At 56.4% G+C, this 24,943-nt stretch carries 24 protein-coding genes; 1 reads left to right on the top strand and 23 read right to left on the bottom strand.

Features of this window, described 5'->3' with window-relative positions:
• Positions 1–47 precede the first annotated feature (47 nt).
• The 4 genes from HMPREF3170_RS05585 to HMPREF3170_RS05575 are packed head-to-tail and all read right to left on the bottom strand — an operon-like array spanning position 48 to position 3,182.
• The gene (locus HMPREF3170_RS05585; RefSeq protein WP_070478377.1) at positions 48–992 is read right to left on the bottom strand and encodes a restriction endonuclease subunit S domain-containing protein; all 945 of its coding nucleotides are present in this window, start codon (positions 990–992) and stop codon (positions 48–50) included.
• Positions 985–2,586, bottom strand: a complete 1,602-nt coding sequence (locus HMPREF3170_RS05580) for an HsdM family class I SAM-dependent methyltransferase (RefSeq protein ID WP_083290886.1) — start codon at positions 2,584–2,586, stop codon at positions 985–987. The genes HMPREF3170_RS05585 and HMPREF3170_RS05580 overlap by 8 nt, the downstream gene beginning before the upstream one ends.
• A gap of 10 nt (positions 2,587–2,596) precedes the next feature.
• A complete protein-coding gene (locus HMPREF3170_RS11715; RefSeq protein ID WP_168161628.1) occupies positions 2,597–2,767 on the bottom strand; it encodes a hypothetical protein in 171 nt (56 codons plus the stop codon).
• A gap of 52 nt (positions 2,768–2,819) precedes the next feature.
• A complete protein-coding gene (locus HMPREF3170_RS05575; protein WP_070478374.1) occupies positions 2,820–3,182 on the bottom strand; it encodes a hypothetical protein in 363 nt (120 codons plus the stop codon).
• Between the two features lie 134 nt (positions 3,183–3,316).
• Between HMPREF3170_RS05575 and mobF the strand changes: the two genes are divergently transcribed.
• A complete protein-coding gene (gene mobF / locus HMPREF3170_RS05570) occupies positions 3,317–7,330 on the top strand; it encodes a MobF family relaxase (RefSeq protein ID WP_246814926.1) in 4,014 nt (1,337 codons plus the stop codon).
• Here the strand turns inward: mobF and HMPREF3170_RS05565 are convergent.
• The 19 genes from HMPREF3170_RS05565 to HMPREF3170_RS05475 form a co-directional block, all read right to left on the bottom strand.
• On the bottom strand, positions 7,327–8,292 hold the full coding sequence (locus tag HMPREF3170_RS05565) for an RNA polymerase sigma factor (protein WP_070478370.1): 966 nt from the start codon (positions 8,290–8,292) through the stop codon (positions 7,327–7,329). The genes mobF and HMPREF3170_RS05565 overlap by 4 nt on opposite strands.
• Positions 8,289–8,768 carry a hypothetical protein gene (locus HMPREF3170_RS05560; RefSeq protein ID WP_070478368.1) on the bottom strand — a complete coding sequence of 160 codons (480 nt, stop codon included), beginning with the start codon at positions 8,766–8,768 and terminating at the stop codon, positions 8,289–8,291. The genes HMPREF3170_RS05565 and HMPREF3170_RS05560 overlap by 4 nt, the downstream gene beginning before the upstream one ends.
• 67 nt (positions 8,769–8,835) lie before the next feature.
• The gene (locus HMPREF3170_RS05555; RefSeq protein WP_070478367.1) at positions 8,836–9,435 is read right to left on the bottom strand and encodes a hypothetical protein; all 600 of its coding nucleotides are present in this window, start codon (positions 9,433–9,435) and stop codon (positions 8,836–8,838) included.
• Entirely contained in the window at positions 9,428–9,955 is a 528-nt protein-coding gene (locus HMPREF3170_RS05550) for a DUF4913 domain-containing protein (RefSeq protein ID WP_070478365.1), read from the bottom strand. Before HMPREF3170_RS05550 ends, HMPREF3170_RS05555 begins: the two co-directional genes overlap by 8 nt.
• Before the next feature lie 9 nt (positions 9,956–9,964).
• Positions 9,965–11,701 (bottom strand): type IV secretory system conjugative DNA transfer family protein, encoded by a 1,737-nt coding sequence (locus HMPREF3170_RS05545; protein ID WP_070478364.1) that lies wholly within the window; start codon positions 11,699–11,701, stop codon positions 9,965–9,967.
• On the bottom strand, positions 11,694–12,368 hold the full coding sequence (locus tag HMPREF3170_RS05540; RefSeq protein WP_070478362.1) for a hypothetical protein: 675 nt from the start codon (positions 12,366–12,368) through the stop codon (positions 11,694–11,696). Before HMPREF3170_RS05540 ends, HMPREF3170_RS05545 begins: the two co-directional genes overlap by 8 nt.
• Positions 12,369–12,394: 26 nt before the next feature.
• Positions 12,395–13,000, bottom strand: a complete 606-nt coding sequence (locus tag HMPREF3170_RS05535) for a hypothetical protein (RefSeq protein WP_070478360.1) — start codon at positions 12,998–13,000, stop codon at positions 12,395–12,397.
• On the bottom strand, positions 12,984–14,642 hold the full coding sequence (locus HMPREF3170_RS05530) for a peptidoglycan DD-metalloendopeptidase family protein (protein WP_070478359.1): 1,659 nt from the start codon (positions 14,640–14,642) through the stop codon (positions 12,984–12,986). Before HMPREF3170_RS05530 ends, HMPREF3170_RS05535 begins: the two co-directional genes overlap by 17 nt.
• The gene (locus HMPREF3170_RS05525) at positions 14,639–14,935 is read right to left on the bottom strand and encodes a hypothetical protein (RefSeq protein WP_141742218.1); all 297 of its coding nucleotides are present in this window, start codon (positions 14,933–14,935) and stop codon (positions 14,639–14,641) included. The genes HMPREF3170_RS05530 and HMPREF3170_RS05525 overlap by 4 nt, the downstream gene beginning before the upstream one ends.
• A gap of 13 nt (positions 14,936–14,948) precedes the next feature.
• Positions 14,949–16,031: a hypothetical protein gene (locus tag HMPREF3170_RS05520; protein ID WP_070478355.1), complete on the bottom strand. Its 1,083-nt coding sequence runs from the start codon at positions 16,029–16,031 to the stop codon at positions 14,949–14,951.
• Positions 16,031–17,719, bottom strand: a complete 1,689-nt coding sequence (locus tag HMPREF3170_RS05515) for an ATP/GTP-binding protein (RefSeq protein WP_246814925.1) — start codon at positions 17,717–17,719, stop codon at positions 16,031–16,033. Before HMPREF3170_RS05515 ends, HMPREF3170_RS05520 begins: the two co-directional genes overlap by 1 nt.
• On the bottom strand, positions 17,709–18,554 hold the full coding sequence (locus HMPREF3170_RS05510; RefSeq protein ID WP_070478354.1) for a hypothetical protein: 846 nt from the start codon (positions 18,552–18,554) through the stop codon (positions 17,709–17,711). Before HMPREF3170_RS05510 ends, HMPREF3170_RS05515 begins: the two co-directional genes overlap by 11 nt.
• A complete protein-coding gene (locus tag HMPREF3170_RS05505; RefSeq protein WP_070478352.1) occupies positions 18,547–20,049 on the bottom strand; it encodes an SCO6880 family protein in 1,503 nt (500 codons plus the stop codon). The genes HMPREF3170_RS05510 and HMPREF3170_RS05505 overlap by 8 nt, the downstream gene beginning before the upstream one ends.
• A complete protein-coding gene (locus HMPREF3170_RS05500) occupies positions 20,050–22,326 on the bottom strand; it encodes a hypothetical protein (protein WP_070478351.1) in 2,277 nt (758 codons plus the stop codon). It abuts the gene before it with no gap.
• The gene (locus HMPREF3170_RS05495; protein ID WP_141742216.1) at positions 22,311–23,057 is read right to left on the bottom strand and encodes a DUF8175 domain-containg protein; all 747 of its coding nucleotides are present in this window, start codon (positions 23,055–23,057) and stop codon (positions 22,311–22,313) included. Before HMPREF3170_RS05495 ends, HMPREF3170_RS05500 begins: the two co-directional genes overlap by 16 nt.
• Before the next feature lie 22 nt (positions 23,058–23,079).
• Positions 23,080–23,382, bottom strand: coding sequence for a hypothetical protein (locus HMPREF3170_RS05490; RefSeq protein WP_141742215.1), 303 nt, complete (start codon positions 23,380–23,382; stop codon positions 23,080–23,082).
• On the bottom strand, positions 23,382–23,684 hold the full coding sequence (locus HMPREF3170_RS05485) for a hypothetical protein (protein ID WP_070478346.1): 303 nt from the start codon (positions 23,682–23,684) through the stop codon (positions 23,382–23,384). Before HMPREF3170_RS05485 ends, HMPREF3170_RS05490 begins: the two co-directional genes overlap by 1 nt.
• A 29-nt stretch (positions 23,685–23,713) precedes the next feature.
• Positions 23,714–24,199, bottom strand: a complete 486-nt coding sequence (locus HMPREF3170_RS05480; protein WP_070478344.1) for a hypothetical protein — start codon at positions 24,197–24,199, stop codon at positions 23,714–23,716.
• Entirely contained in the window at positions 24,196–24,792 is a 597-nt protein-coding gene (locus HMPREF3170_RS05475; RefSeq protein ID WP_070478342.1) for a hypothetical protein, read from the bottom strand. Before HMPREF3170_RS05475 ends, HMPREF3170_RS05480 begins: the two co-directional genes overlap by 4 nt.
• Between the last annotated feature and the right edge of the window lie 151 nt (positions 24,793–24,943).

Genomic DNA, 24,943 nt, shown 5'->3' with positions numbered 1-24,943 from the left:
CGGGGCAGGTGATTCTATAATCACCTGCCCCGCCCGCATGTTGCTGTCTACTTTACAGAGCCATCTTCTGACGTTGATCCGTCCACACCGAGGAACACATGGTGTAGCCCACCATGTTCGAGATCGCGCACGAAATCGCGCCGCAACCTGTCCATTCCGGTGTAATAGTCCCGGAATGAGCGTGACACGGACTTCGCCCGGTCAGCGTCGTCGGTCCACGGGATTTTAATTTCAAGGAACCGTTGACCAACATCCTCACGGTTCGTTTGCATGAGAACGACGCGGTTCCACTGCTGGCGGACAACGCTAAGGGACAACGCCCAGAGCAGGAAGAAGTTGTCGATAGGAGCACTCGACGACGCACGTAAAATCAGCATTTCTTTCGTCAACACGATCTCTTCCTGCCCCGGCATGAGCACAGCAAACTCACCGATGTTCTTGGAAGCTCTGATCGGGGTAACCAAGTCGAATGCGCTCAAACCTGATGACTTTCCTCGCCAAAACTGCTCTGCTACAACCCGCGATACCAAGTTTGATGGGTTGATATTGATCTGTCCGGCGCGCACATCCGACACTTTGATGTACGGGATGTTGCCATGACGCTTGTCAGCTGATGGAGAGCCATGACCGGCACGACGCTCAACATACCCTTCCTCGATCAGGCTTCCCAGCGAGCGAGCTGCAAAGCCCTCAAATTCCTCACGGTCGAGAAGGGCGGCCAACGCATCGCTGTACCGTGTGTCGTAGTAGCGTGGCGCTCCAATAGTGATGTCTGCGTTATCGACCCAGCGACCAGTTTTAGCGTCACTTCCGTCAAGGAGCGCATTGACGTCTTCCAGAAGCCGGTCATCAACAACATCCGTTCGCTTTCCGGTTTTCGGATCGACCTGAAATAGTGTGTTGCCGTCTTTGTTGATGCCGCAAGTATCCGCAAATGAGACGTATACCTTGCCGTCCGTGAACCAAGAGGGTTTGTGCGGTGTCCTACTCATCGTCGTCCTCGACTTTTACCTCGGCTAGTTTCTCGAATACATACAGGTTCGTTTTCGCGCGACAGAACCCTTGAAAGGCTTCCATTGGTACGTTAAATTCACCACGCCTGATGAAACGTGATTCCATCCACTCGGCCAGATAAGAATAGGACGGTGAGAAGAAGTATGTCTCCGGCAGAATAATGGCGACCCGACCGCCGACTTTCAATAGACGGTAGGCGCGCTCAAGAAACACAAGACCGATTTCGATGTCCTTGTAGTGCTTCCCCTTACCGGCTGCTTTCGAGATGGAATACTTATTCGCTTCGCAGTCTTTGGCAGTGATTTTTAGGTTCTCGCCAAACGGAGGGTTGGTCATTACCACTGTGAAGCTGGAATTCCTCATCGCCAAAGGCAAATGGGGATAGTCTTTCTCCCAGCGATCCTCCCTCAGTGAGTCACCGATGTGTACGTGAGCGGAGCCATCCCCCATCACCATCATCATGGCCCTGGTGAGCTTGACGTTGATGGAGTCTTTATCCACGCCATACACGTTGCGATGCGCCCAGGTCCGCAGCCTCGCAGCATTGGATATCCTTTCGCTAATCTGACGAAAGGTTTCAACCAGAAATCCGCCCGTCCCACACGCGGGGTCGATAATTTTGTCGCCAGGCTGGATGTCCATGAGTTTTACTGCGGGCCGGATAATGCGCGACGGCGTGTAGTACTGACCTTCGCCAGCCTTGAGGTTCGCCCGACGAAATACTTGGAACGCATTCGACACGGCTTCGGCTTGCATTTCGAGCAAGTTCCACCCTGACCACGAGAACACCACTTCTTTAATAGTATGGTCGTCCAACAACAAGGTTGGGCCGTGGTCATCACGAAACACTTCTTCGCGTTGGTCTACCAACTGCTCAAACGCATCCCGAATGGCGGAAGCTGTTGCTTCTTCGTTTCCGCGCAGCTGGAACATAACGGGTAGATGCGGCTGCAAGGAAGCATTGGTGTCCGATTCCAACTTCAACAAGAGAAGATTACATATCTGATCGAGATGCGCCTCTGAGCGGGTAGAAATGGTATCGCGTGCTACGACAACATCAAGCAGAGCCTTGAACGAACTTTTCAACTCCTGCTCTGTCGGCTGTACTAGGTTGTCGAACGTAATCGCCTTCGTCGTGGCTTGCTCGAAGTCATCGTCAGGTTTCGGCAGAACAAGGTCATTGTGGTGAACGGTCTTGAAGGTTCCATCAGGCAGCTTGTACAGCAATGCCGACGTCGTACCGTTAGTCCACAGCCCAAATCGTGCGCGAGGCTCACGTGCCAGGTAAATCTCTAGTTGTGAAACGCCAGCTCTTTCATCGGGAGCCTTGAACTCGCAGATACCGATGATGCTCTGCCAATCGTTTTGCCCATCAGTATCTTCAAAAATGGCTAGATCCACCGGCCATCCCGCAAACCCCCGGCCGTCTTCCCGCTTCTTTGCCTCACTTGGCGACTTGGGAACTCGCCACTCGGGCTGCCATTGTAGTTGTCCGTGTAGCCAGCCCACAGTCTCTAACGCGGCAACTACCGGCACTCGTACTTTCTCGTGCTCAGGACCTGTGAGTGCCATAAACTCATCCTCACTTACGCATAGAAATTCGGCCGATCTTCTTACACACTACAGTCTTGCCAGTGTCGGGCTGTGAGGTGGTCTCGAAGTGAAGTGCCCCGAGGCGTTCGTTCCAACGATTTTTGAATCCGTCGATGTTGCGGAGCATGGTGGTGCGAACAAGGCGCGAAGCAGTTGCCACAGAACGAATACAAGTATCCTAACTGAGGCACCCGACATGACTCCTTTCGTCTCTATGCCCAGTGCTCCAATTCCTGCGCAGGTGCGTTCTCCATTGCTGGCATTGAATCAAATTCTTGAACCTGGCCTTCGTTGTCCGTGGAGACTTCCTCACCCTCCTGGTTCTCCTCCAGCAGTGTCACGAACTTTCGTTGCTCGGCTGCGGTCAACCCTGTGGAGCTATGAATTTCTTTCGCGCTTACTCCGAGTTCTTGCAGCACAACAATCGCGCGACCACACCTGGCCTCAATCTCACTCATCTCATCGATCAGATCATGGAGCACGGCTTCGGCTTCTACGCGCTTCTCAAGTGCCGCGAACTTTTCAGCGAGCGCTTCACGAGCCTGCTTTCGTGCCTGACGCGATGGTTTCTTCATTCCTGTCTCCTTTTCGTTGCAGTCATTACGATCCCTGTTGACGTTAGGCGCTTTCGCGACTAACTCAAGCCCCCTCCGGGAGGAGCGGGCCTAATCGGCCCGAAAACCGAATACACCATAGGCACTCTAAGTGAATGTCGGGTTTTCCTGCTAGAATCATCGCTATGTTAAGCGTCAGAGCCGTCAACGCAGGCAACGGGTACGAGTACCTGTTGAGCTCTGTCGCGACCAACGACGCTCCAACCGAACACACCAAACTTGCCGATTATTACGCCGCCAAAGGTACTCCCCCAGGTCGTTGGTTAGGCAAAGGACTGCAAGGGTTTAACACCGAGTCCATCTACACCGGTGCCGAAGTCCAAGAGCTGCACATGGCGGCACTCTATGGTGAGGGCCTGCACCCAGATTCCGATGAAATACTGCGGCAAGGCAAAGGGCTCAACGCTTGCAAGATTGGTCGAGCATTCCCCTGGTTCACGGCAAAAGACCCGCTGCTGGAAGCGCTCTACGAAGCGGAGTCTGCCTACCGCAGGGCAAATAATAAGCTCCCCACTGCCGAAGAACGCCGCGACATCGCGCTCACGATCGGCGGACCATTCTTCAAAGAAGCCCACGGGGTTGAGGCGGCTAACGGGCGGGAGTTGCTTTCTTGGGTGAACCAGAAACGCGCAAATGTCCGGCAAGCAGTCGCAGGGTTCGACTTCACATTCTCACCTGCAAAGAGCATTTCGACGCTGTGGGCACTGTCCGACGAGGCGACAGCGAGCAAGATTGCCGAGCTCCATCACAAAGCCGTCGCTGATTGCATTGCGTGGGCCGAAGACGAGTTCATCCGAACTCGCGCAGGCGCAGGCGGCAAGATTCAAGAGCGTACACAAGGGATCATCGCCGCAGAATTTACACACTTTGACACTCGCATGGGTGATCCTGACCTACACTCGCACGTGCTGATCTCGAACAAAGTGCAAAACAAACAGGGGCGATGGAAGTCCCTTGATAGTCGCATGATGTTTCGTTTTCACCAGCCAATGAGCTACCGATATAACATGGTGCTCGCGGATCTACTCCGCCGAGAAATGGGCATCGAAATGATCGCTACCGACCGTGGACAAGACAAGGATCTGCTCTGGGAAGTCGCTGGTGTGAGCCAAGACCTAATCGATCAGTTCTCAAAGCGCCGTGAAAATGCGCGCCCGGTCTATGAACGCTTGCTCGATGAATACGTTGCAAAACATCAAGCACAGCCCTCGACTCGAGTCGTCAACAGGCTCTGGCAACAAGCCATTTTGGAAACGCGAGACGCGAAAAAACCTGCGCAATCACTCGCTGAACTTCGTCAACAATGGCGCGACGAAGTGCGCGCGATGAACAACGGAGAAGACCTACTTTTAAGCCTGGAAAACAGTGTGCAGTCGGCAGCGCAGCGCCCACTTCCGCTCATCCATGAAGACCACTACTCCACCATTATTGACGCAGCACTTGAGAACGTCTTGCGTCGACGCTCGACGTTTCGTCGCAGCCACCTGCTCACGTCTGTGGCATCACAGCTCATGGCGTACCGCTTCGAATCGAGCCAACAGCGCGACGAAATACAGCACTTGCTTGTACAGCGAATTCTTGACGAACACGCTGTTTCACTCGCCGTATCTGAGCCGTACACGCTTCCAGATGCGCTCACAGATGCAGCCGGAAATGCGATCGACCGGATGCACGATAGTGCGCAGTTTACGACGCCAGAAGTCCTCGAAGCAGAGCAAGCTGTTCTCGATGCAGTCATCGAACCGGTACCAGTGTTTGTGGAAGAAGCTGCCATTCAAAAAGCACTCCACGAGCACGAGCAGCGCGAGGGCTGGTCGCTCAATGACGGTCAGCAGTCTCTGGCACGCCACCTCCTCTCGTGTGGAACGCTCGCAGCAACAGGGGTGGGGCCGGCAGGAACAGGCAAAACTGCGTCAATGAAATTAGTCGCCAATACCTGGCGCGCACAGGGACGAAACGTGATCGGTTTAGCTCCCTCTGCCGCAGCGGCAGATGTGCTGTCCGACGACATTGAAGCGCAAGCAACCACCATTGATTCGCTAACTTTTACGTGGTCTGGTCGGCACCCAACGAAGCCTGGAAAGTCGCTTGAGGCGCTCCCGATCGACATCAATCCTGGTGACATGCTGCTGGTGGACGAGGCCGGAATGGCGTCAACAAAGAACATCGCAGCGCTGATAGAAATTGCGCGCGAAGCTGGAGCAATCGTTCGCTTCGTCGGTGATCCCCTCCAGCTCGACGCAGTTGAATCGGGCGGACTGTTCGGAGCAATGACGCGCACAGGCAAGACTGCAACACTGACCGATGTGATGCGTTTCAAGGACGACCATGAGCAATCAAACGCCTCGCTACAAATTCGAGAAGGCAACGCCAAAGGCCTTGATCTGCACTTCGATCGTGGGTGGGTTAGCGGTGGAACTCGCAACGCCATGTTGGAAGATGCTGCTGCAAATTATCTCGATGATCTTGCTGCTGGACGAAAAGCGTTGCTGCTCGCATCGACGAATACGGACGTCGTTCACCTCAACAGTTTGATCCAAAATGTTCGAAAAACGCGCGGTGAAGTCAGCGAGGATGTGCAGGCAACAATCGCGCGCGGCGAACAATGCGGTGTTGGCGATGTCATTTTGACGCGCAAGAATCAGCGCTTCTTCGAGAAGCGCGATGGGACCAATGGGTCTGTGAACAACGGCGACTTGTACGTCGTTGATCAGATTCACGACGACGGTTCACTCACAGTGCGTGAAGAAAACAGCAGTATCCGCAAGCTCCTGCCTGCCGCTTATGTTGCCCAACATGTCCAACTTGGCTACGCCTCCACTGTGCATCGCGCACAGGGTGCAACGGTCGATGTTGCCCATGCCGTTATTGATAAGTCGGTCGATAGAGCTGGGCTCTATGTTGCGCTCACCCGTGGAAAATACGCGACAAAAACCTACTGTGTCACTGACGTTTCCCTCGATGAAACTGCCGAGCAAGCGCACCAACATCACGCCGGAAACCAATCAGCTCCAAGTGCGTGTGAGGTACTGGAAACGGTGCTGCGAAACGACCGTCGCCAGCGCAGTGCAATGGAAGTGCTGTGGGATGATGTTGCCGAAGCAACGAGCAACGAACGCCTTACCGCGCTGTGGGAGCATGGTCGATCCATTGCCGTCGATGAGTTCATTGCTTCGCACTTCGAGGCCACACTCGATGCTCTACCCCACGCCGATTATGTTCAGCTCGTCACTGTTGGTGATGGTGATCTTCCAGTGCGTGAAGCATGGCGCGATTTGCTCCAAAATGGCATTGACCCACGACCTCTTACCCTTGAGGAATTACGTCACTGTGACGGATACAAGGACCTTGGCAGGCTGCTTGCCTACAAGCTGCGAGACCATCTCCCCGACCAGCCAACGTTCGATGGGCTGCCACCGCAGACCGAAACCAGCGACGCTGCGTTGCTTTCCTGGCTGCACACCAATGTAAACATTGAGCCTTCCCCAGCCGCGAACGCGGCCCCCTCCTTTACCCCTGGAGACAAAATTGTCGGGCAGAGCTTTGCTGGTGTTGATTTCAGTGCGCACATCATTCGCGACGTTGACTTCGAAGACTGCGATTTTTCTGGAGCGATTTTCACCGAGGCGCAACTTAAGGATGTACACATGTTGCGTTGCCGCCTCGACAACGCAACCATCAACAACGCGACTCTGATCGGCACACAATTCTCGCTGTGTCATATGGACAATGCGGACTTTTCTGGAACGACGTTTGGCGCGCCAAACGATTATCACTCAAAGGTGGAGTTCTTGAATGTTCGTGGTGAGTCTGTCAGCTTCGCCCGCACCATTATGAACGTGTTGGAAGCGACTTGGAGTCACCTACGCAATTTGGACCTGCGTGGAGCTGCGTTGAACTTTGCAACGTTTATCGGCGTCGATCTCTCGCAAGCTCGTAGCGATCTTTCTACTACCGCAGGGTTTAGAAGCGACTGTATTGATTGTGCGATCGATACTGATCTACCGATGTCTCAATCCCAGTCAAGTAGCAGTGCCGCTGCAGGTGTTCCAGCACACCTGCAATCCTCACTCCCCCAGGTTGAGCAAGCCAGCGATATGGAGCTTTAATCGCCCAGCTCATGTTCGTTTTCGTGCGTCACGGCACTCGGTTGTTGCATCGGCGGCTGCTGTCCAGGCGCACGCGGTCGCGCGATTTCGTTGGTGGCATGGGTTGGAATCTGCACTCGATCAAGCACACCGCTGCTGACCGTTTTTGCTGGTTCATCAGCTTGCTCCAACGCACGTGAAAGCTGGCGGCGTGCACGAGAGAGTCGCGATTTTACAGTTCCGGCAGCAATGCCAAGCTCATCTGCAATTTCAGGATTGCTCAACCCATTGACCTTTAATGCAAGAATTTCCTTATGGTCTTCGGAAAGGTTAGCGAGCGCCTGTTGAATCTCGGCAGATTCCACGATGTCGTACGCATCTTCGTACGCTAACCAACCACTGACTGACGCGAGTGTGTTCTCGGAGTCATCACTGATCGTGGCCTCATACGAGACTTCCCTCGACCTCTGTTTTTGCTGCTCACGAACCTGCGTAACGATCACATTTCGGGTAATCGTATTCACCCAGGTAGAAACCGTGCTCTCAAACTTAAACCCCGGCAGTCCATCCACGATTCGCGACTGTGTTTCCATCATCACGTCATCGCGCATGCTCCCTGCAATCCCATACGATTGGCAGACCTTTGCAATGCTCGGTTCAACCGCAGTAAGCAGCTCACGCAGTGCTTTTTTCTTGCCAGTTGTGAGGTAGTTTTTGGCCAGTGCTGATACCGGGTCTTTTTCGTTGAGCTGTTGCAGATCGGACGCAAGCGTTTGGACCAGCTTTGCAGTCCGCTCTTCTGACCGACCAAGGCGAACCGCCAAATCGTGCAAGGGTGTGTCGTTGATTGCAGCCTCGACAATCTGCCTTCGTGTTTCGCCGATGTAATCGCGCAAGTATTTCGTGACGCGCTTCGTTTTCGGGTTCGCTTGAATGTCACGCAACACGGGATACACGGTCTGTTCAATAGCATGTGCGCTCATGACTCTCCTGCTACAAACTGTTCAAGCGCATGTTTTACCTCAACGACATGGATACGACGAACCGCTTCCTCAACGACCTCGCCTACCACCGTCCTGGCTTCACCAGCGTCAAGCAAATTGTCGAGAGCTGCCATCTGCTCGTCTGTCGCTTCGTCATCGACGTCAGCGGGGACGTGGTAGTACTTCGTCAAGAGATACCTGGAGACGCCTTCGGTCAGCGTGGTAAGTCGCTGAAAATGCTCCCCAAGCGTTTCCTTGCCCAACAACCGCATTGCCTGGTCAATCCCAAAGACCTGCCACGCGCTTGCATCCCCCCAGTCGACATCTTCTCCCCATGCCGCTTGACACTCCGCGATGTGTGATGTGAGCAATTCTTTGGTCCGGTACCTAATCACGCTCCATGCACGAGGCGACAGTCCGTTATACGCCCTGCTCATTGACTCAATGTCTTCATTAATCGTGGTTTTTTTCATCATGGCACTACTCCATCTACGAATCCTTGTCTGTATTTAGACGCTAAACACCGCGTCTCGGTTCCCAACGCTATTGTTCAAGCTCACCGTCAAGACCGAAGTCCTGGAACAGCTCCACTCCCAGATCGTCCTGCCCCTGTGCTGCTTGCGCTTCCAACGCCTCGGAAAGATCGAACGTGATGGTGTTTGCCATGCGATCAAACGCATCAATTGCTGTCTCGGGCATCCCCAGCTCCTGCATGTCCAGCAGCATGTCTTCTGCCGTCAAAGGAACTACTGCTGCTGCGTCCGCTTCTCGTGCTGCCTGGTCGTATGCTTCAAACGCCTCGTCACGGGCTGCACGAAACGACGCCAGCGCCGGAAGGGTTGCCAGTCGATCAGCAAGCGCACTGCCAGTTGCCACGACAGCAGCTCCTGCGAAAAGCCCTGCAGCGACGTCAAAGCCACGACGGGAAAACTCATCATGGAAATAGCGGCAATCGCGATCGGAGAGTCTGCCTTGCTGATAGACGATCCGACGCTGGACTTCGGCAATGAGCACCGGCGACGTCATCGAGGCAAGCTGACGCGGCCCAGGGGTGTACGTCCGCGGTCGCGGGAAACGTTCACGCTGCTTGCCAGCAGCCAGAATCGCCGAAATAAGCGCAGCATACGAACGGTTTTCAGACATGTGTCTCCTCCTTGGTTGGGATTGGGGCACTAGGCAGTGGGATTGAATCGGTATCGACCCTGCGCGAGTCGTCGAAAACCCCCTCCGGTGCCATGATTACCTGCATGTGATAGTCGCTGTGGTGATGCAAAAACGTCTCAAGCCCGGTAGCTGGTTCATCGCGCATGAGCTGTTCAAACCGGTGCCACATCACCGTAATGCGCGTTAACGCTTCCTCATGCGCCCACCAGTATTGCGTCCAGCGCACCTCACGCTCACGCGATTTGGTGTAGGGATACATCGTGACCAGGAACTCGTCGACGAACTCGTAGACGCTGGAAAACACGGTGTCTGGCTGCTCTGGTGCTTCTAGTGTTTCGCGCACCGCGTCGAACTGGCGCTGGACGAACCCCAAGACGAGGTCATTGAGGTCATGCTCTTTGCCGTATTCTGCGGCTAATTCTTCGATTTTCCCGCCGAGCTCAGCAAGTGATGTACCAAGCAAGGCCTGTTCGATTTTGGGTTTGAGTGATTCTGACATGATGCTCCTTTAGCCGAGGTTGTCTTTAATCTCTTTGGGCCAGTTGCGCTCCCACCACGGAATCAACTCGGCAATGATCGGGCGTCGCTTCGTCGCAAAAACAATCGCACGACCTGCCTCCAGGGCGCTGAGTTCTGAGACCGTCAGGATCTTCTTTTCATGCGTGGAAGTCGACAAGCTGCGAACACCTTGCGACCGCGATACCGACGTGGTGGACTCTTCTGCATCGCCGATCAGCTCGCTCATTTTTTGCAGCATCTTCTCGTCTCGCACACCACCGCCGTACATCATGATTGCCGAGGCAGACCAAAGCGCTTCCATGCCCTCTTCTCCCCAGACCGAAACGCCCTGCGCATATGACTGCAAAATCGTCATCAAAATGATCGATCGCGATCCGTAGTGCGAGTAGAGCTGCGGCAGCTCTGGCCACCGCACCGTATTTGCCGCCTCATCGAGAGCCGCCACAAGCGGAACCGGCAAACGTCCACCACACTCTTCGCCGTAGCGCTCGGCTGCTTGGGTGACTGCTGCTACCAGCGCCGTGGTCAGCGCTGCTGCCGAATCGGGGCCTTCTTTCGACAAAATGTAGAGCGTATCGGCTTGACTGCGCACGAAGTCTGCCGGAGAAAACCGCTGCGCACCAGCAGTTGGAGTAATCCACTTGGCTGCTTCGCGTCGCCCCAGTGGCGCGACCATCTGTGCTGCCTGCGAGAAGATACCGCTCCTTGTACGCTCGGTAATCCCGTATGTTGCAGCAAGCGCCTGGCCATGCTGCTTCCACTCTTCATGTGCAAGCAGAATGCCAACCGGTGTGCGGTCAGAATCATCCGACGCCCACGTAAAGACCTCAGTAATGGACAGGTTGCCAAGCGCTGCCGCCATAAACAGCCGGGAGACCAAATCGCGCCCTGCGTTTCTGAAATAGCTATCCCCACTTGAGGTATCGCCACCTTGCGCACACAGAAAAATATCGGCCAGGGCGAGTGCCTTGCTGTCCATTAAGTCAACATCTTCACGCAGCGCATCAAGCGGATCGAAAAACCACCGTGGCTGCTCAAACCCCGCAGCGATGCGCTGCGGATCAAACACGAACGCACGACCACGCGCACCAGTTATCCCGATTGTTTCATCAACAATGTCACGCTTATTCGAGGTGGTCATTACCACACCAGGAGCGTCAACAATCGCTGGAATGACCTGCGTGGTGGTCTTGCCCATTCGAGGCCCGAAGATGATCAAGTAGAGGTCTTCCCATGACGACCACAGTCCTTTTTTGCGGTTGCCGACCTCACAGCCAAACTGCAAGCCCGGCTTTTGCACAGCCAACGCGGGTGGGAGCCACTTTTTCGCAAGCTCAGTGACTGCGGCTTTTGAAAAGGAATCGCGGTCGCGTTGATTGCCCATCAAATGCTGCACCTCGTCCACACGCTTTGCGCTCTTCGGGGACAGCTTCGCCATTGCCCACCAGCACGAGCCAACAAGTACTGCAATAATGACGATCTGCGCGCAAAACGCCAGCGTCGTGTACGTGTTCCAGGTGTAGGACTTCGTCACAATGCCTACTGCGAGCACGATCGGGTTCAGCGAAATATCGCCGTCGAGCCCGTAGCGCTTCGCGGTCAGCTTGAGTGATGATGCAACGAGCAGGCCGAGGAGTATCGACCCGAACAGCAGGCCCACCATCGTTTTGGTGTGGGGATCGACTCCTGGGCCACCTTTGCGGCGCACATTGTCGCTTTTAGCCATCGACGCTCACCAGTTCAGCGAGGTCATTGTCCTGCCAACGCTTATACCCTGGGGCTTCCGCCATTTGGATCGCCCGCTCGTCCTCGTCAACGATGACTTCTACAGCGATGCCAAAGCGCGCCCCGGTAGCAAGCAACGCCGCTTCATCCAGTTGTGGGCAGGTGGTGTAGAGGTAGAGGCGCGCAGCGGAAACGTCCGCAGCTTCTCGTGCTTTCGAGGCCAACCATACGGCCTTATCTGCCACTGATTGCTCGGCAGAGACCAAGTCGCCTACCTGGCGGATACGATCATCGTCGAAGAACTTGCCGTACCACACTGCATCGTCGTCCTCGTTGCAGATCGCAAACGCCGCGCTGTCGTCATCGCCTTCAACGGCACCGACCCACAGCTGAATCAACGGCGCGTCGTCGTCAAGGTCACTGAGTTCTTCGGCGCGCTCTTTATCCCGTTGCGCAAAGGTCGCTTGGCGCAGCTCGTCGTAGTTCACCGCGATCTTGCGCAGTGAGAACTTGAATTTGCCGAAGTCGGACTTATTCATAAAGCCCTGTTCTTCGGCAAAGTTTTTCAACTCTTCGTGCGTGGTCGCGGCTTTGAGTTCCTGTTTGTGCTCTGCGATGATCGAATCGATTTCGCTCCAGCGTGCTTTTTCTTCTGCTGACAGTGCCATTGTGATGTTCTCCTTATGTACGTGTTTTATTGTTCGGTCGAGTAGCTCGAATCAAGCCGAGCAATCCGGTGAAGCCGCCAGTTATCTCTGTCGTGGTCTCTGGACAGCTCCACCATCCAGACATCGACAAGTGCTTCATCGATGCCCTCGAGTTCGCGGGTTGTCTGCATCTTCCTCGCCCATGAGGTCTCGGTGTCTGCGGGGTGTTGCTCGGCACTTACTTCTGTGTGCACGGTGATGCCTCCGCCTGCTGCCTGCCACTGCTCCAGCACCGGCATAATTGGGGTCGCATCGACCAGGCCTGGCTGCGCGTTAAGCGCACCGAGTGCTTCTGTGGTGAGCACGCCGTTGAGACTTTCGACGATCTGCGTTGGTGATTGCGCAGGTGTGGCTTTAACGATGTATTCCAACACGTTGGTGGCCACAGCTTCTGGCGATTTGCCCTCCAGCTGTTCCCAGCCTGGCCCGTACGGGGTCGCTGGCGTATACGGCAACGTTTCGGTTGGCCCGAGATCGCCGTGGTCATGTGGGTGCATGTGGTCATCGTGATCATCGTGGCTCCCACCGCAGGCCGAGGCCAAAAACAGTGCAGCGCAGCAGCCTACGGCCACGAGGCTACGGGTGCTTCGCATCCTTTTTCTCCTTTTCTTTTTCTTGCTTGGTGTCGTCTTTTGCTGATTGCGCGTCCGTATCAAAGACCACGCGGCGTACATGGACTTGTTCATTCAGTCGCACCGGGTATTCGCCAATCGGCACACCAAAGGTTTGTGCTTCGATCTGCATCGGCTTGCCGTCTTTTTCTCCCGAATACACCGACGCATGGCCTTGCGCACCATCGGGTCCGAAGTACAACAGATCTCCTGGCTGGCGGTCCTCCCAATCCACCACTTTCACACGGGGATCGTTCGCCTGTGCCACCGTATTGTGACCGAGGACGAGCTTTCCACCGGTTGCACGCGCAACCGCGTAGAGGACCAAGCCCGAGCAGTCGAAGCCGGGCTCGCCACCGCCAAGTCCACCTGTCGGGCCGTTTTGATCGCCGCCACCCCAGACATACGGCATCCCAAATTGCTCGCGCGCTGCCGCAACGATGCCGTTTCCGTCACCGTCGTAATCACCTGTTGGCCCACATGGGTTACCACCTGCGATCGCACCCAATGCGCCGGCAGAAACGTTCTCGAGTGCTGCATACAGCTCGATCGCCTGATCCATCACGCCCGCGTAGCGGTGACGGTATTCTTCTGCGGGATTTTCAACGTCTGCTGCGATGAGGCCTGGCTCCATCGATTCCGTGTTGAGGAGTGCTGCACCGTCGTAGAAAAACTTTGTTTGATTTTCGACTTTCATCAAGCCCTCAATGCCGCCGTATTTTGGAGCGTGCAACGACACACGGGTCTGGAATAGCCCAACCGAGTCGTAGTCACCTGGCGTCAGAGCGTCGTGCTCATATTCCATCGACTCTGGTACAGCCTGTGATGCAAGCATGAGGAGCTCGCTTTCAACAATGCCTGCCGAAAGTGCTGCCAAAATGACCTTGTCGCTTGCACCGCGCTGCTGACCCGCATCGATAATCTGGCGCGCGCGAAGCGTCTGCGTTGCATTAAACTTTCCGACTGTCGCTGGCACACCATCACTATCGGTGGCACTTGCCTTGGGTGCGGTCGTCGACGTCGACGGTGCAGGGGTGTGATTCGAGCCGCGTGGTGCTTGCTCGACATCGGAGGCACCAGCATCGATCGCATCAATCCATGGGCCGGGATCTTCGACTCCTGCCCACCCGTTTTGGAGGCGATTGCCTTTGTGGATCTCAAAGTGCAAATGCGGCCCAGATGACTCGCCAGCGGTTCCTACTTCTGCAATCTGTTGACCTGCACTCACGGTCTGCCCAACGGACACGTGCACCTGGCCCGGAAACATATGCCCATAGACGGTGGAGTACTCAACGCCTTCGATCGAGTGCAACAGCACGACCCAGCCGCCAAAGCCAATTACTCCGCTGTCTTGTGCGGCGATGACTTTGCCGTCAGCAAAGGCATATATCGGTGTTCCTAATGGCGCGGCGAAGTCCAGGCCGTTGTGCATCCTACCGTCGCGCATGCCGAACGGGGACCCCTTGGGGAACTGCTTATCTAGCGGTCGTGCCAACCCATCGGCGTTGACCACACCTTGGCCGGTGCCACCTGGCAGACACTTCAACTTGTTTTCGTCTACGATCACCGTGATAAACAGCGTGAACAGCAGCACGATCCCTAAGACGCTGAATACTTTTTTCATTCGTTCCCCATACCGCGCAATTGCCGACGCAGACGCACAATCTCTTCGCGCAATTCAGCGTTTTCGTGCTCGAGCTGCGCTGCAACACTTGCTCGTGTGCGCGGCCAGATACCGCGATCACGAGCCCAATCAATCAGTGTTGTCACTCCGATCCCGTAGTTCGCTGCGATCACCTTTGCGGCTCGTGAGGCCGAGCCGTAAGAAATCCAGGTTTCTTCGAACTCGGTTAATGCGGTTTCACGGATCTCAGCTGGGATCGGGGCTCTATTCGGCTGTGGGTCGTGCTTCGTCATGACTGCTGCCACCTCAGATTCCAAACCACGCAAAGTACAACGCTGTGCCTGCAACAGCGAGGAACGAAAGCACACCAACGAGGACTTTCCACCACGTCCCATCGCCTTGCGCACTTCCTGCGTCTCCTGGCTCACTTGGTGCCGCAGATGAAGACGACGGTGTAGGTGTCGATGATGAGGAGGCCGTAGAGCCTGTATCTGGGGCAGGTGTGGCACTCGAGCTTGAGCTTGCCTGGTCACCTGGTTGTGCACCCGGCTTCTTCTCCTTGAGCACCACCAGTGCAGCTGGGTAGTACTCACCAAGCGTGCTCAATGCTGCGTCCATGTCCGCGCTGTAGTCCTGGTCAATCCACACGTTCAGGGCTGCACGACGCTTTTCTTCCAGCAACGCTGTCGCTTCTGGTACCCGCTGTGCAACCATCGGCTCGACAACCTTTTCCATCGTGGCTGACCATGGCTTGTCTTTCCACTGCGCAAGATAGGCCTGGCGCTTTGCGCGCAACAAGGTCGCGGCCTCTGGGACATAGCCCATCATGGGCCGCAAAATCTCCTCAACGGTGGCCGACCACGACAACTCACGAGCCCGAATCAAGTTGGTTTCGCGCGCTTGGTTGAGCACGTATGCCGCTTGCTTGTCCTGCTTTGCAAGCTCCGCCAACGTCTTTTCGAGCTTTTCCGACCACCGCGACCCGCGTAGTGACTCAATCAGTGCTTCTCGACGCTGCTCACGCAGTTGCACTGCCTGCGTATACCCATAGCGCTCACCAAGCGTGCTCAACGCTTGATCCATTGGTTGCGACCACTGCTTATCTGCACGGATTGATTCCACAATCTTGTTCATTGCTTGCTCACAGCTCGCGCGCTCTTTGACCTGCTGTTCAAACAGGCTCGGATTGAGTACCTGCTGGTTTTTGTCCGGCACCACGCACCTATTGCGTGGAGTTTGCTCCCCTGCGCCGATGGACTTTACCCCGTGGGCACGCTCAAAATCGTCAATCATCACTGCGTACTGGCTCGGGCTGATCGCAAGCGCTGGGGCCACTGCAACGGCCTGCGTGGCAATCAGGACTCCTGCTACTGCTTGTGCAATTCGCATTAGTTGTCTCCAAAATCGTCAAATCGAGTGTTTGTATCGTGAATTCGTGTGCGCTGCTCAGTCGAAAACAAGACGGTCTGAATCGGGATACCTGGTGTGCCGTCTTTTGATGCCTTGATCATGAACCTGCCTCGGCCCGGTGCCACGCCACCTGCTGCGTGCGAGCGCGAGCGCTTCGGTGTTGCGCCTCGCGACCATGAGGTAATCATTTCGGCTTCGGCCTCGGTAAACGGCAGCTGATTCGACAGCAGCTCAAGCTCACTGTGTGGCAGACCACCACAGATAACGACACCGGCACGCTCCACAAACCCCATCGCTGTACGCCGGTCCTGCTCGGTCGGCACGGCCTGGAGGTCTTTAAATGTGTGTGTGATCATGTACAGCGCGGTACCGGTCGAACGGTTCAAACGCGTTAATGCATCGACCTGGCCAACCAGGCCTGGCGCTGCCGCGAGTGTTTGCCACAGCTCGTCGAGACAGACGGCAAAATAGCGCTGCTTGTCGATGCCTGCATCGGCGAGCACATGCGAGGCTTCAATCGAGCCGAACGCGTTTGACCAGCAGGCAATCATCACCGCTGCTTTCACAGCGCGATCGCCACGGTCAATCGCTGAAACGTCGATACACACCGCTGGCGCAGTGACGTCAATGGGCTGTGTGGTTTGGCCTCCGAAAATCTGGCCGGTCGCGCCGTCGAGCAGGGAATGCAGCGACAGCAACAGTGGATCGACTCGTGCTTTCCATTCCGCTTCTGTCTCGGCGCGCGCTTTGTCGCGCAGCTCTGCACTGCCCGCCTCGATCTGCGCAATGAGATCCGCCAGGATCGGCGGATGCTCCCAATCGATCGTCTGTCCGTCGTAGAGCTCGCGCAATGCCACTGCGATGATCATTGCTTCATAGTCAGCAATGCCGTGGCCTGCAGCCTCGTTATTTGCTCGTGCCAGCCCGACTAGGGCAGAGACAAGGGCCACTTGGCGACCATGAACCTGTTCTTTCGTCCTGCGGATCAGGTCAGCTCGTCCAATTTCCTCCAATCGGTCGCGGTGGGCTTCCAGCGTCGGAATCACCCTGCCGAGCGCGCCAACGTCCAAAGGGTTCAACGCCCCGGCACCATGGCCAAGCTGAATGACCTGTCCGCCAACCGCTTGGGTAAAGCCCACGTACTCGGCCTTAATGTCGCCTGCCACGATCGAAATATGGCCCTGCGCAACATGGCCAATGAGGAGTTTTCGAATCAAGGTCGACTTGCCCAAACCTGGCAAGCCTAAGACGAATGCGGAAGGGTTGGCAATGATCTGCTCCATAAACCACGCAAAGCCGTCAAAGCCGACATCTGCGCCGGTGGTGGCATGTCGCCCAATCGGTGTGCCGATCGCAGGTGCCGCCGCTCCAACCGAGTTCGGATTGAAACCGCAGCCTAGATTTGTCGTCGTTTGAAACTCCACCGGGCCCGCAATCACTCGTGATGCTCCACCGAATTTTCCAGTCATACCGAAGCGACCTAGACGACCACGGCGCGTTTGCCCGCGCAGCCGATCCTGCTGCGCGGTCGTCACCGCGCTGGCAAGGTCCGGGTTCGCTTTCAGGAACTGCCGGTACCACCACCCGTTCCATGTCCATGCTGCTGGCATTTTCTTCTCGCCTGCTTCAATGGCTTCGTGCAGGGTCAAAAACTCATCAACGCGCACGATTCCTCCCCTCTATTGCAATGTGTTGCCACGCTTGTACTCCGATCCCATTTGCCGCAGCCCGCATTACTGCTGGCCTGCCGACCATGCGGCGCACACGCAGCCGGTGGATCGGCCCAAGGGCTGCAAACAATGCTCCAACGAGTGCTTCACACTCGTTGACCGATGTTCCAACCAATGTGATCGATGCCGCGCACTGCGCTTTGTGCGCTGTTTCAAAAGGACGCGCAGCAACATAGACATATGCTCCAAGACCAAGCTCATCGTTTGCATCAATGCACGCTGCAAGTGCGTCCACCTCGTCGAGCAAGATCTCGAACGTGGCGGAAACTTCCCCGTTGAGCACACAATGCTTTGCGCTGCTGGTCTCTTCTGCTTGTTCGTTCAGTCGCAGCGCATCAATATGTGCTGCGACCTCTGCTGGCTGTGCCATGCGTACATCAAGCCCGCATGTGCGTGCTTGGCTTGCAATGTCATCGGCAGCCAGCGCGAGGTTGCCGACGATTTCTGCCGAGTTCCAGCGCATCTTCGTATGCGCTTGAGCCTCGTGCATCGTCACTGTGGCAATGTCGTCACCGGTCGGTACAAACGTCACCGACGCGCCAAGAATATCGTCGCGCAGACTACCGACTTGCTGGCACCAGTCCAACACAGGTACAAGATCGAACGGCGAGACCGCCTGCATCGGCAGCGTTGCTTGTCGGAACCGTTCATCGACCACAACCCCGATCTCTGTTCCCAGAATCGAGCGCTGACGGACCAACGTTGCGTTGACGTTCCCCAGCAATGCCGTGCTTTGCTTCTTCGTCTTCGTCTTCGTCTTCGTTTTAGGCATCTCCAAACCCTTTCTGGATCAGCGCAGGTGCTTGCACCAAGCTCGAACGCACCCATGGCGCGGAACCGACCCCGAGACAGGCTGCAAACGCTGTATCTTGCTGGCGTGCTGCAACCTTGAGCCGGATACCGCTTGTCGCTGCAAGCTGCGAGACATCTTCATTGACAGCGCGAAGCTTGGACTCGTCATCAACCGTTGTCGTGACAAACAGCGAATAGCGACCCAGCTGCGCACCACGCGCCTGCGCACGACGCGACGCTTGGGTTTGCTCAAGACGTACTTCTGCACGAGCGGAGACCGCACCGCGTCCTGCATTGGCGGCAACGAGTGCATCCTGGTGCTCTGCTTCAACGCGACGCGCGCCAGCCCCGGCCTCGAATGGCCGGTACACAAGGGTTACCCGCTTGCGCAGCAACCGAGGGTGAGGTGCCAACAAACGCGTTAGCACGCGATCCTCAAAATTGGCTCGTGGTGCTTGCGTCATCTCCCAGGTGCGTGAAATCACCGACTCATGGCGCAACAAGCTGCGCTCTGCAACCGCCATGCTTGGGCCAATATCGTTCCAGCCCATCCCATGTGAGACGCCCTGGACACCAAGTTGCTCGAAATCAACCTCGCTTGCCGGATTGAACGCGGTGTGCACGCGCGCACACAGTTTGTCCTGATTCATCGGCTCGGCCAACATGCCCGCCCACACCAGCGGATCAATCAGTGCTGGCAAGCGGGTTGCGAGCACGTCTAAAAAGGCATCGTCTTGGAGCTGTTCGCGAGAAATCTTGAATGTGACGGCGACATGCGCGGAAATCTCTGGCAGCCCTGCCGAAAGCTCGTCTGCGGCTTCTGCAAGAATCTGCTTTGCAATCGCAGGCGCGTCGTCAACGACAATGCGGTTGACTTCCTGGCGCACCAGCTCGCCACTTGAGGGAAAGGTTGACACCGTTACTGATGCGGATCGAATATCGCCCGACAGTGACAACGAGGCAAGCCAGGATCCCCACGAGGCGGTCATGACGTTGCGCTCATCTTGGGTCACCGCTGATTGCCCTGACAGCTGCACATCGAGTACAACCGTGGCCTCGGCAAAATTGTCGTCGACAATGACTGCGAACTCTTCGCCCCTATGGTCCTTGCCCACCGCGAGACGCGTTGCCGCCAGCATGCCAGGCAGCTGATATGCCCCACCTGGCACATCCGAAAACCCGCCAGAGACGTAATACTGCTCTTGTCGGTTGTTGCGCAGCATGTCCTGGACCACCATTTGCGCAATTTCTGCAAGATTGCGCCCACCAATTTTGATATACGTGATCGCGGCGATAATTCCGGTGGCGGGAAGCACCACAAGAAACGCTGCTTTTGTTGCCCCTACCAGCGAGAACAACACAAATGTGACCATGCCGGCAAGCAGGGTGAGCGTTGTTTTCATGCTCAAGCCGCCAAGACCGGTGCGCTCTGCTGGCGAGCCCAGCGTGTAGGTTGGTCGAAGTTCTTGACTCATTTAGCGTCCAATCTGTCCGTAGTAAATCGGTGCCGATCCGGCCTGCTGGTCCACTGCGTTGCCAATCTGTCCAAGCACCGCTGCCGCTGAATTCGCGCCACGCTGCATCCCGTACGCGCCTTTCTTGACTGCTGTGCCAGCACTTGCAGTGCGTCGCAGCATTCGTCGTCCACGCGAACCTGCTGCTGTGCCCGCCTGTGGACTTGCCACAGCCGCTGGACGCGCAGGCGCGCTTGGTGCGGCTTCACCAGCGGGTCGAGTTTCCGGCGTGGCAGATGGCTGTGCCCCTGCCGACGTCGCGGCAGCTGGTGCCTGCCTTGCCACTCCTGGCGCTGCTGGTTGTGCAGCGATGTTCGGTTGCGTTTCTGCGGATGCCACTGCTGCAGGCTTGCCGGACTCTGCTGCCGGTGTTGACGACTGTGCCGCTGCCTGTCCTTGATTGCCCTTTGCAGCATCATCACGGGTTTCAGCCGATGCTGGTGTATCTGGCGATGCCTGCTGGGCTGTTCCAGCGCCTTGTGCGCTGTCATGCTGCTGTTGCTGTGCTCCGTTTGGTGCTTGCCCATCGGTATTCGTGCCTGCATTTGGAGTCGTATGTGCCCCGTCAGCCTGCTGTGATTGACCTGTTGCATCAGTCGCTTGCCCCAGCTTCGCTCCGTCGGCTTGGGATTCACCTGGAAGCGACTGCTGAGCTCCACCCATGGCAGAGGCTTGTGCTTGCTCGCCTGCACGGCTCGGATCTGGCGTTGATTGTTCGCCACCAGGGATATCCCCAGCGGTAGGTGATGGACCTTGAGGGTTGGAGTCCGTTTCGAGCTTGTGCGATGTTTCGCTCATATTCTCACTGGTTTGCTCAAGCACGTGCGTGCCCATCTCACCTGCACCGCCAGCAGCCGCCTCTGCGCTACGCGCAGCGCCACCGCCACTTGCTGAGCCAGCAACCTTTGCAGAACCAGATGCTGCCGCCTTTCCAGCCTGTTTTGCTGCTCCGGTGGCGACTTCCTTGCCTGCTGCCGCACCAGCACCAGCGAGGCCTGCAACCGCGCCAGCTGCAAGTCCGATCGCGCCTGTTGCCACTCCTGCTACACCTGCGGCGGCTCCAATGGCTGCTGCGCCCGATCCTCCTGCGGTCGGTGCTGCAGCCGGGGAGATGATCTTGACCAACGCTGGAGCCGAGAAACCGACAACACCCACCATGACGATGACAAGTAGTTTTGCGAGCCAGCCAGCTTCGTCTTCTGGTGCATCGCTTTTGAACAGCGCGTCATTCCACCAGAAGACCGTGACGTACAGCAACGCGGCAATGGGCTTAAATACGACGGCCGAAACGAGATAGGCGTAGAGGTGATTGAGCCCGTTCTTGCCGACCCCGGTCATGGAACCTGCGGCGAACAGTGGCGCAAGACCTGCCACGATCGGCACCACAATAAACCGCACGGCGAGTGCGAGGACTTGCATCGCAGACCCGGCAAGTGCGAGCACCATGACAAGCAGGACGATGATCGGGCCAAAGACTTTTTCGACGCCGGAGGCATCGGCCAGGTCAATAAACGATGACATGTCGCTTGGGCCGAACTGCGCGAAAATTTCGTTTGCCAGCGAATCGCTAATCGCCATGCCCCCGACCGTGAGGACCGGAACGAGGCTGGTGGCGACCATCATGCGGACCACTACCGCACCGAGGTCTTTGAAACCGTCGTCGAGGCCGGTCGAGCGCACCGCTGCAAGACGAAGACCACCAACAATCAGTGAGATGATCAGCGCTGCTACGGTGAGCACGACAACGATGTTTCGAACGCCAGCGATGTTTTTCGCACCGATGGTGGGATCGAAGTTAAACCCGGTCCACAGCGTCATCGCTGCGCCGAGGACTTCCGCGTTGCCTTCAACAAGCGACTTTGTGAACTTGCCGATCGGCGCTTTCCACGCACTCGAAAGCGCTTCTTTCCCTGCATCGAAAGCGGTTCTCGTAAGCGTCCCCGTTGGATTGTTGATAAACGAAAGAGCACCACCTAACCCCGCTTCTTTCGCCTGTTGCGCCGCGAGATGAAACGCCGCTTTGACCCGGTCTTTGTTAGTCGGTTTGTCCTTTTCTCCATCGTCACCGGCGGTCTCGGTCGGTGTAGACTGCGCGAGCACGATACTGTGCGCGGTCTCCTGTACCAGCGGCTGGGCTGATGCTGAGGCTGCAAAGCCTAAGTTGGCTTGCAGTGCCAACAACACCGCAAAAACCAGCGCACCGATACGCGCTTGATGCGTGGTTATCCCATTGGCCATGGCGTCCACTCCGCTGGCTCGAACTCACTGTCATCGACAAGGTGGACGCGATCAAGCATGCCCTCAATGGTCGTTCGCCACAGCCATTGACCATGTTCGTAGACCATGGGAGCTTCCACGACCGTAGACTCGCCACCCTCGACTGATGGCATGCGCAGCTCTACCAACACTGTTTGTGGAGAGCACGCCTTAATCCGGAACGCATCAGGCAGCAAATCAACGGGTGTTCCCTCGAGTTCTTCGATGCCAGGAGTGTCTTCACCGAAGTCAAAAAGATATTTCGCTGCACGTGCACCTGTTTCTCCATACGGAAGAAACAGCGAGTATGCGTTGTACGCAGCCAGTGCTGCGCCGTGGGCTGTTTGGGCATAGCCCATCGGCAGATGCGATTGCTCGTCAATGCGCTGCGGACCGTCCTGCTCGCTAAAGAGTACTAATTGCTCGCCAACCAGCTGCGGAATCACGCGAGAGACACGCTGGTGCCGGTTCGGGACACAGTTTTGCATCTCCGAATGATCAATGAACTCAGTGGTCTGAACGTCGCCAAATTCATTGTTCGGTAATGCAAATGGCAATCCTTGGCCGGTCATATGCCAGCTGCCCTCGGCAAACTTCGCTGATGCCGTCGCAGACGATGACGAAGCTTCCTGCTCGTCTGGAGCACTCCCACATGCAGCCAGCGTGGTCGCACTCAAGGCTGCGACAAGCAGCGGAGCAATTAGTCGGTTCACAGTCGTATCCTTTTTCGTCGAGTTAAATCAGGTTGTAAAGCGTGCTGGCAAGAGCACCGGCGCTGGAGATGATCATGACCCCCAGCCCCCATTTCACGAGCTCCATATGCGGCGATGTCGCCGAGATTGCGCGCCCACGGTCTTTATCAATCGCGAGCATCGCAGCAAACGCGATCGCGGCGAGACCACACAGAGCAAGGGCGATCCACGACACCCAGCCCACCCACGTCATCAGCGTTGCAATCGCAGAAGCACCGTCAGCACCGACAACCGAGCCCATATTCCATGCGCTATCGGGTGGGCCTTGCGCAATGATGTGTGCCATTAGCTACCCATCAGCAGGCCGAGGAGCGAGCCGACAGAGCCCAACAGCAATGCCGCAAAGCCGATGCGCAGCGCGTTCGACGTTGCTTCATCTGAGGTTCCCTCGCGACGCGAGACTGCCATGGACCCGGCAACGGTAATGATCCCGATGCCGACGAGGACAAAACCGATCCACTTCGCCATGCCCACCAGACGCTGCATCGGACCAGTGAATCCGTCCGGAGCAGTTGGAGAGGTATTGAACAGTTCGGCCTGCGCCAAAATTGCCTGTGATGCGTCAACGGCAACAGAAATATCAATCATTGGTAAAACTCCTTCAAATTGTTTTTGGATTATTCGGTGATCCGCCGCACGAACTCGCGACATATCTGGTCACCGATCTCGCCTGCGGTGGCGAGAACATTGCTTTGGTTTGTTAGACGCCGGAAACGGTGTTGCGGTTCCCCTGCTACCCCCGGCTCCCACGTTGGCAGGTCATCGATCCTGGTCTTCGCGATTTGTTTCATGAACGGGAAGTGCCAGACTTCGGTGAAATGCTTGATTTTTTGCAGCTCGAGCGTCGTGTCCCGTGGCATCTTGCTGCTATCGCGATGCACCACGACCGCACCTAAGATGCCTGTGTCAGCGTTATCTTTCGCTTCAAGTAACACACGGTGTGCAGCTGCAATGCCGTCAAAGGTTGCCGAGCACACCAAAAGATTCATCTCACGCAACTGTCCATGTGCATCTGCCATTGGTGCCCACAGCTGCTCAAGCACGGACACGCCAGCGCCACCGTGGCAACCGTATAACCACATCGCTGGGGCTCGATCACTCATTGATTTCCTCCTTGTGCTTCGATGTCTTTGACTGTCACGATGCGGGGGCTGCCTGCTTCTTGCGCAAACTTGATCTGCTGGTGATACGCAAGAATCTGGTTGTTAACCGCATCGAAGACCTGCGTTGTGGCCTCGATCGTCGAAGCTTCTTCAATCTCCACGTCAACGCACACATCAGATGCGGTCGTCGGCAGAATCTGCGACCAGTTTTGATCGCGAAGCGGTGAGGTATGCGCGAGGTGCTCGACTACTGCACTGGTGTTGCCAGAAAAGTAGGCTTTTTGGAACGCCTCCCACACTTTCGCTTTCTCGCCAGTTGGCGCAGGCCCACACACAAGGGGTGAGACATCGTCGCTGGATTGCGACGACCCAAAGGCCCCCATGGCCAACACCGTCAGGCTGCTGCCAAGCGCAAGAACAACGACCAGCCCACCGAGCACCATCCCGAGGGAGATTTTCGGTGCAACGATTCCAGTCGTTTGTGGCGCATCAGGCTCAAGATCTACAGCTTCAAATTCGGCTGTTTCCTCATGTACTTCGTCTTCGCGGTCGTCACCGTAGGTGCTGACCAGGATGTCTTTCCATGTCTCCATCTGCTATGCCCCCTTTGTTCTTATTTTTGTGCGGCAGGACGATTCGCCCATGCCTGCTCAAGTTGTTGGAGTCCACGCCATGGCCCTTGCGGCTCTGGTTGCGCAGGAGCTGGGGCAGGTGCTTGCTGTACGGGAGCTGGAGCCGGAGCCT

Origin of the sequence: Corynebacterium sp. HMSC08D02 (assembly GCF_001807505.1) — a bacterium.
Taxonomy (GTDB): domain Bacteria; phylum Actinomycetota; class Actinomycetes; order Mycobacteriales; family Mycobacteriaceae; genus Corynebacterium; species Corynebacterium pseudogenitalium.
This window is presented reverse-complemented; position numbering and strand designations above follow the sequence as displayed.

Bases quoted from the DNA above. Each gene is read 5' to 3' on its own strand.
- HMPREF3170_RS05575 (WP_070478374.1), bottom strand. From the start codon at position 3,182: ATGAAGAAACCATCGCGTCAGGCACGAAAGCAGGCTCGTGAAGCGCTC.
- HMPREF3170_RS05545 (WP_070478364.1), bottom strand. From the start codon at position 11,701: ATGGCTAAAAGCGACAATGTGCGCCGCAAAGGTGGCCCAGGAGTCGAT.
- HMPREF3170_RS05520 (WP_070478355.1), bottom strand. From the start codon at position 16,031: ATGCGAATTGCACAAGCAGTAGCAGGAGTCCTGATTGCCACGCAGGCC.
- HMPREF3170_RS05485 (WP_070478346.1), bottom strand. From the start codon at position 23,684: ATGATTGATATTTCTGTTGCCGTTGACGCATCACAGGCAATTTTGGCG.
- HMPREF3170_RS05475 (WP_070478342.1), bottom strand. From the start codon at position 24,792: ATGGAGACATGGAAAGACATCCTGGTCAGCACCTACGGTGACGACCGC.
- HMPREF3170_RS05480 (WP_070478344.1), bottom strand. From the start codon at position 24,199: ATGAGTGATCGAGCCCCAGCGATGTGGTTATACGGTTGCCACGGTGGC.
- HMPREF3170_RS05555 (WP_070478367.1), bottom strand. From the start codon at position 9,435: ATGTCTGAAAACCGTTCGTATGCTGCGCTTATTTCGGCGATTCTGGCT.
- HMPREF3170_RS05585 (WP_070478377.1), bottom strand. From the start codon at position 992: ATGAGTAGGACACCGCACAAACCCTCTTGGTTCACGGACGGCAAGGTA.
- HMPREF3170_RS05530 (WP_070478359.1), bottom strand. From the start codon at position 14,642: ATGAAAAAAGTATTCAGCGTCTTAGGGATCGTGCTGCTGTTCACGCTG.
- mobF (WP_246814926.1), top strand. From the start codon at position 3,317: ATGTCGGGTTTTCCTGCTAGAATCATCGCTATGTTAAGCGTCAGAGCC.
- HMPREF3170_RS05550 (WP_070478365.1), bottom strand. From the start codon at position 9,955: ATGTCAGAATCACTCAAACCCAAAATCGAACAGGCCTTGCTTGGTACA.
- HMPREF3170_RS05580 (WP_083290886.1), bottom strand. From the start codon at position 2,586: ATGGCACTCACAGGTCCTGAGCACGAGAAAGTACGAGTGCCGGTAGTT.
- HMPREF3170_RS05560 (WP_070478368.1), bottom strand. From the start codon at position 8,768: ATGATGAAAAAAACCACGATTAATGAAGACATTGAGTCAATGAGCAGG.
- HMPREF3170_RS05525 (WP_141742218.1), bottom strand. From the start codon at position 14,935: ATGACGAAGCACGACCCACAGCCGAATAGAGCCCCGATCCCAGCTGAG.
- HMPREF3170_RS05535 (WP_070478360.1), bottom strand. From the start codon at position 13,000: ATGCGAAGCACCCGTAGCCTCGTGGCCGTAGGCTGCTGCGCTGCACTG.
- HMPREF3170_RS05500 (WP_070478351.1), bottom strand. From the start codon at position 22,326: ATGGCCAATGGGATAACCACGCATCAAGCGCGTATCGGTGCGCTGGTT.
- HMPREF3170_RS05510 (WP_070478354.1), bottom strand. From the start codon at position 18,554: ATGCCTAAAACGAAGACGAAGACGAAGACGAAGAAGCAAAGCACGGCA.
- HMPREF3170_RS05490 (WP_141742215.1), bottom strand. From the start codon at position 23,382: ATGGCACACATCATTGCGCAAGGCCCACCCGATAGCGCATGGAATATG.
- HMPREF3170_RS05540 (WP_070478362.1), bottom strand. From the start codon at position 12,368: ATGGCACTGTCAGCAGAAGAAAAAGCACGCTGGAGCGAAATCGATTCG.
- HMPREF3170_RS05565 (WP_070478370.1), bottom strand. From the start codon at position 8,292: ATGAGCGCACATGCTATTGAACAGACCGTGTATCCCGTGTTGCGTGAC.
- HMPREF3170_RS05505 (WP_070478352.1), bottom strand. From the start codon at position 20,049: ATGAGTCAAGAACTTCGACCAACCTACACGCTGGGCTCGCCAGCAGAG.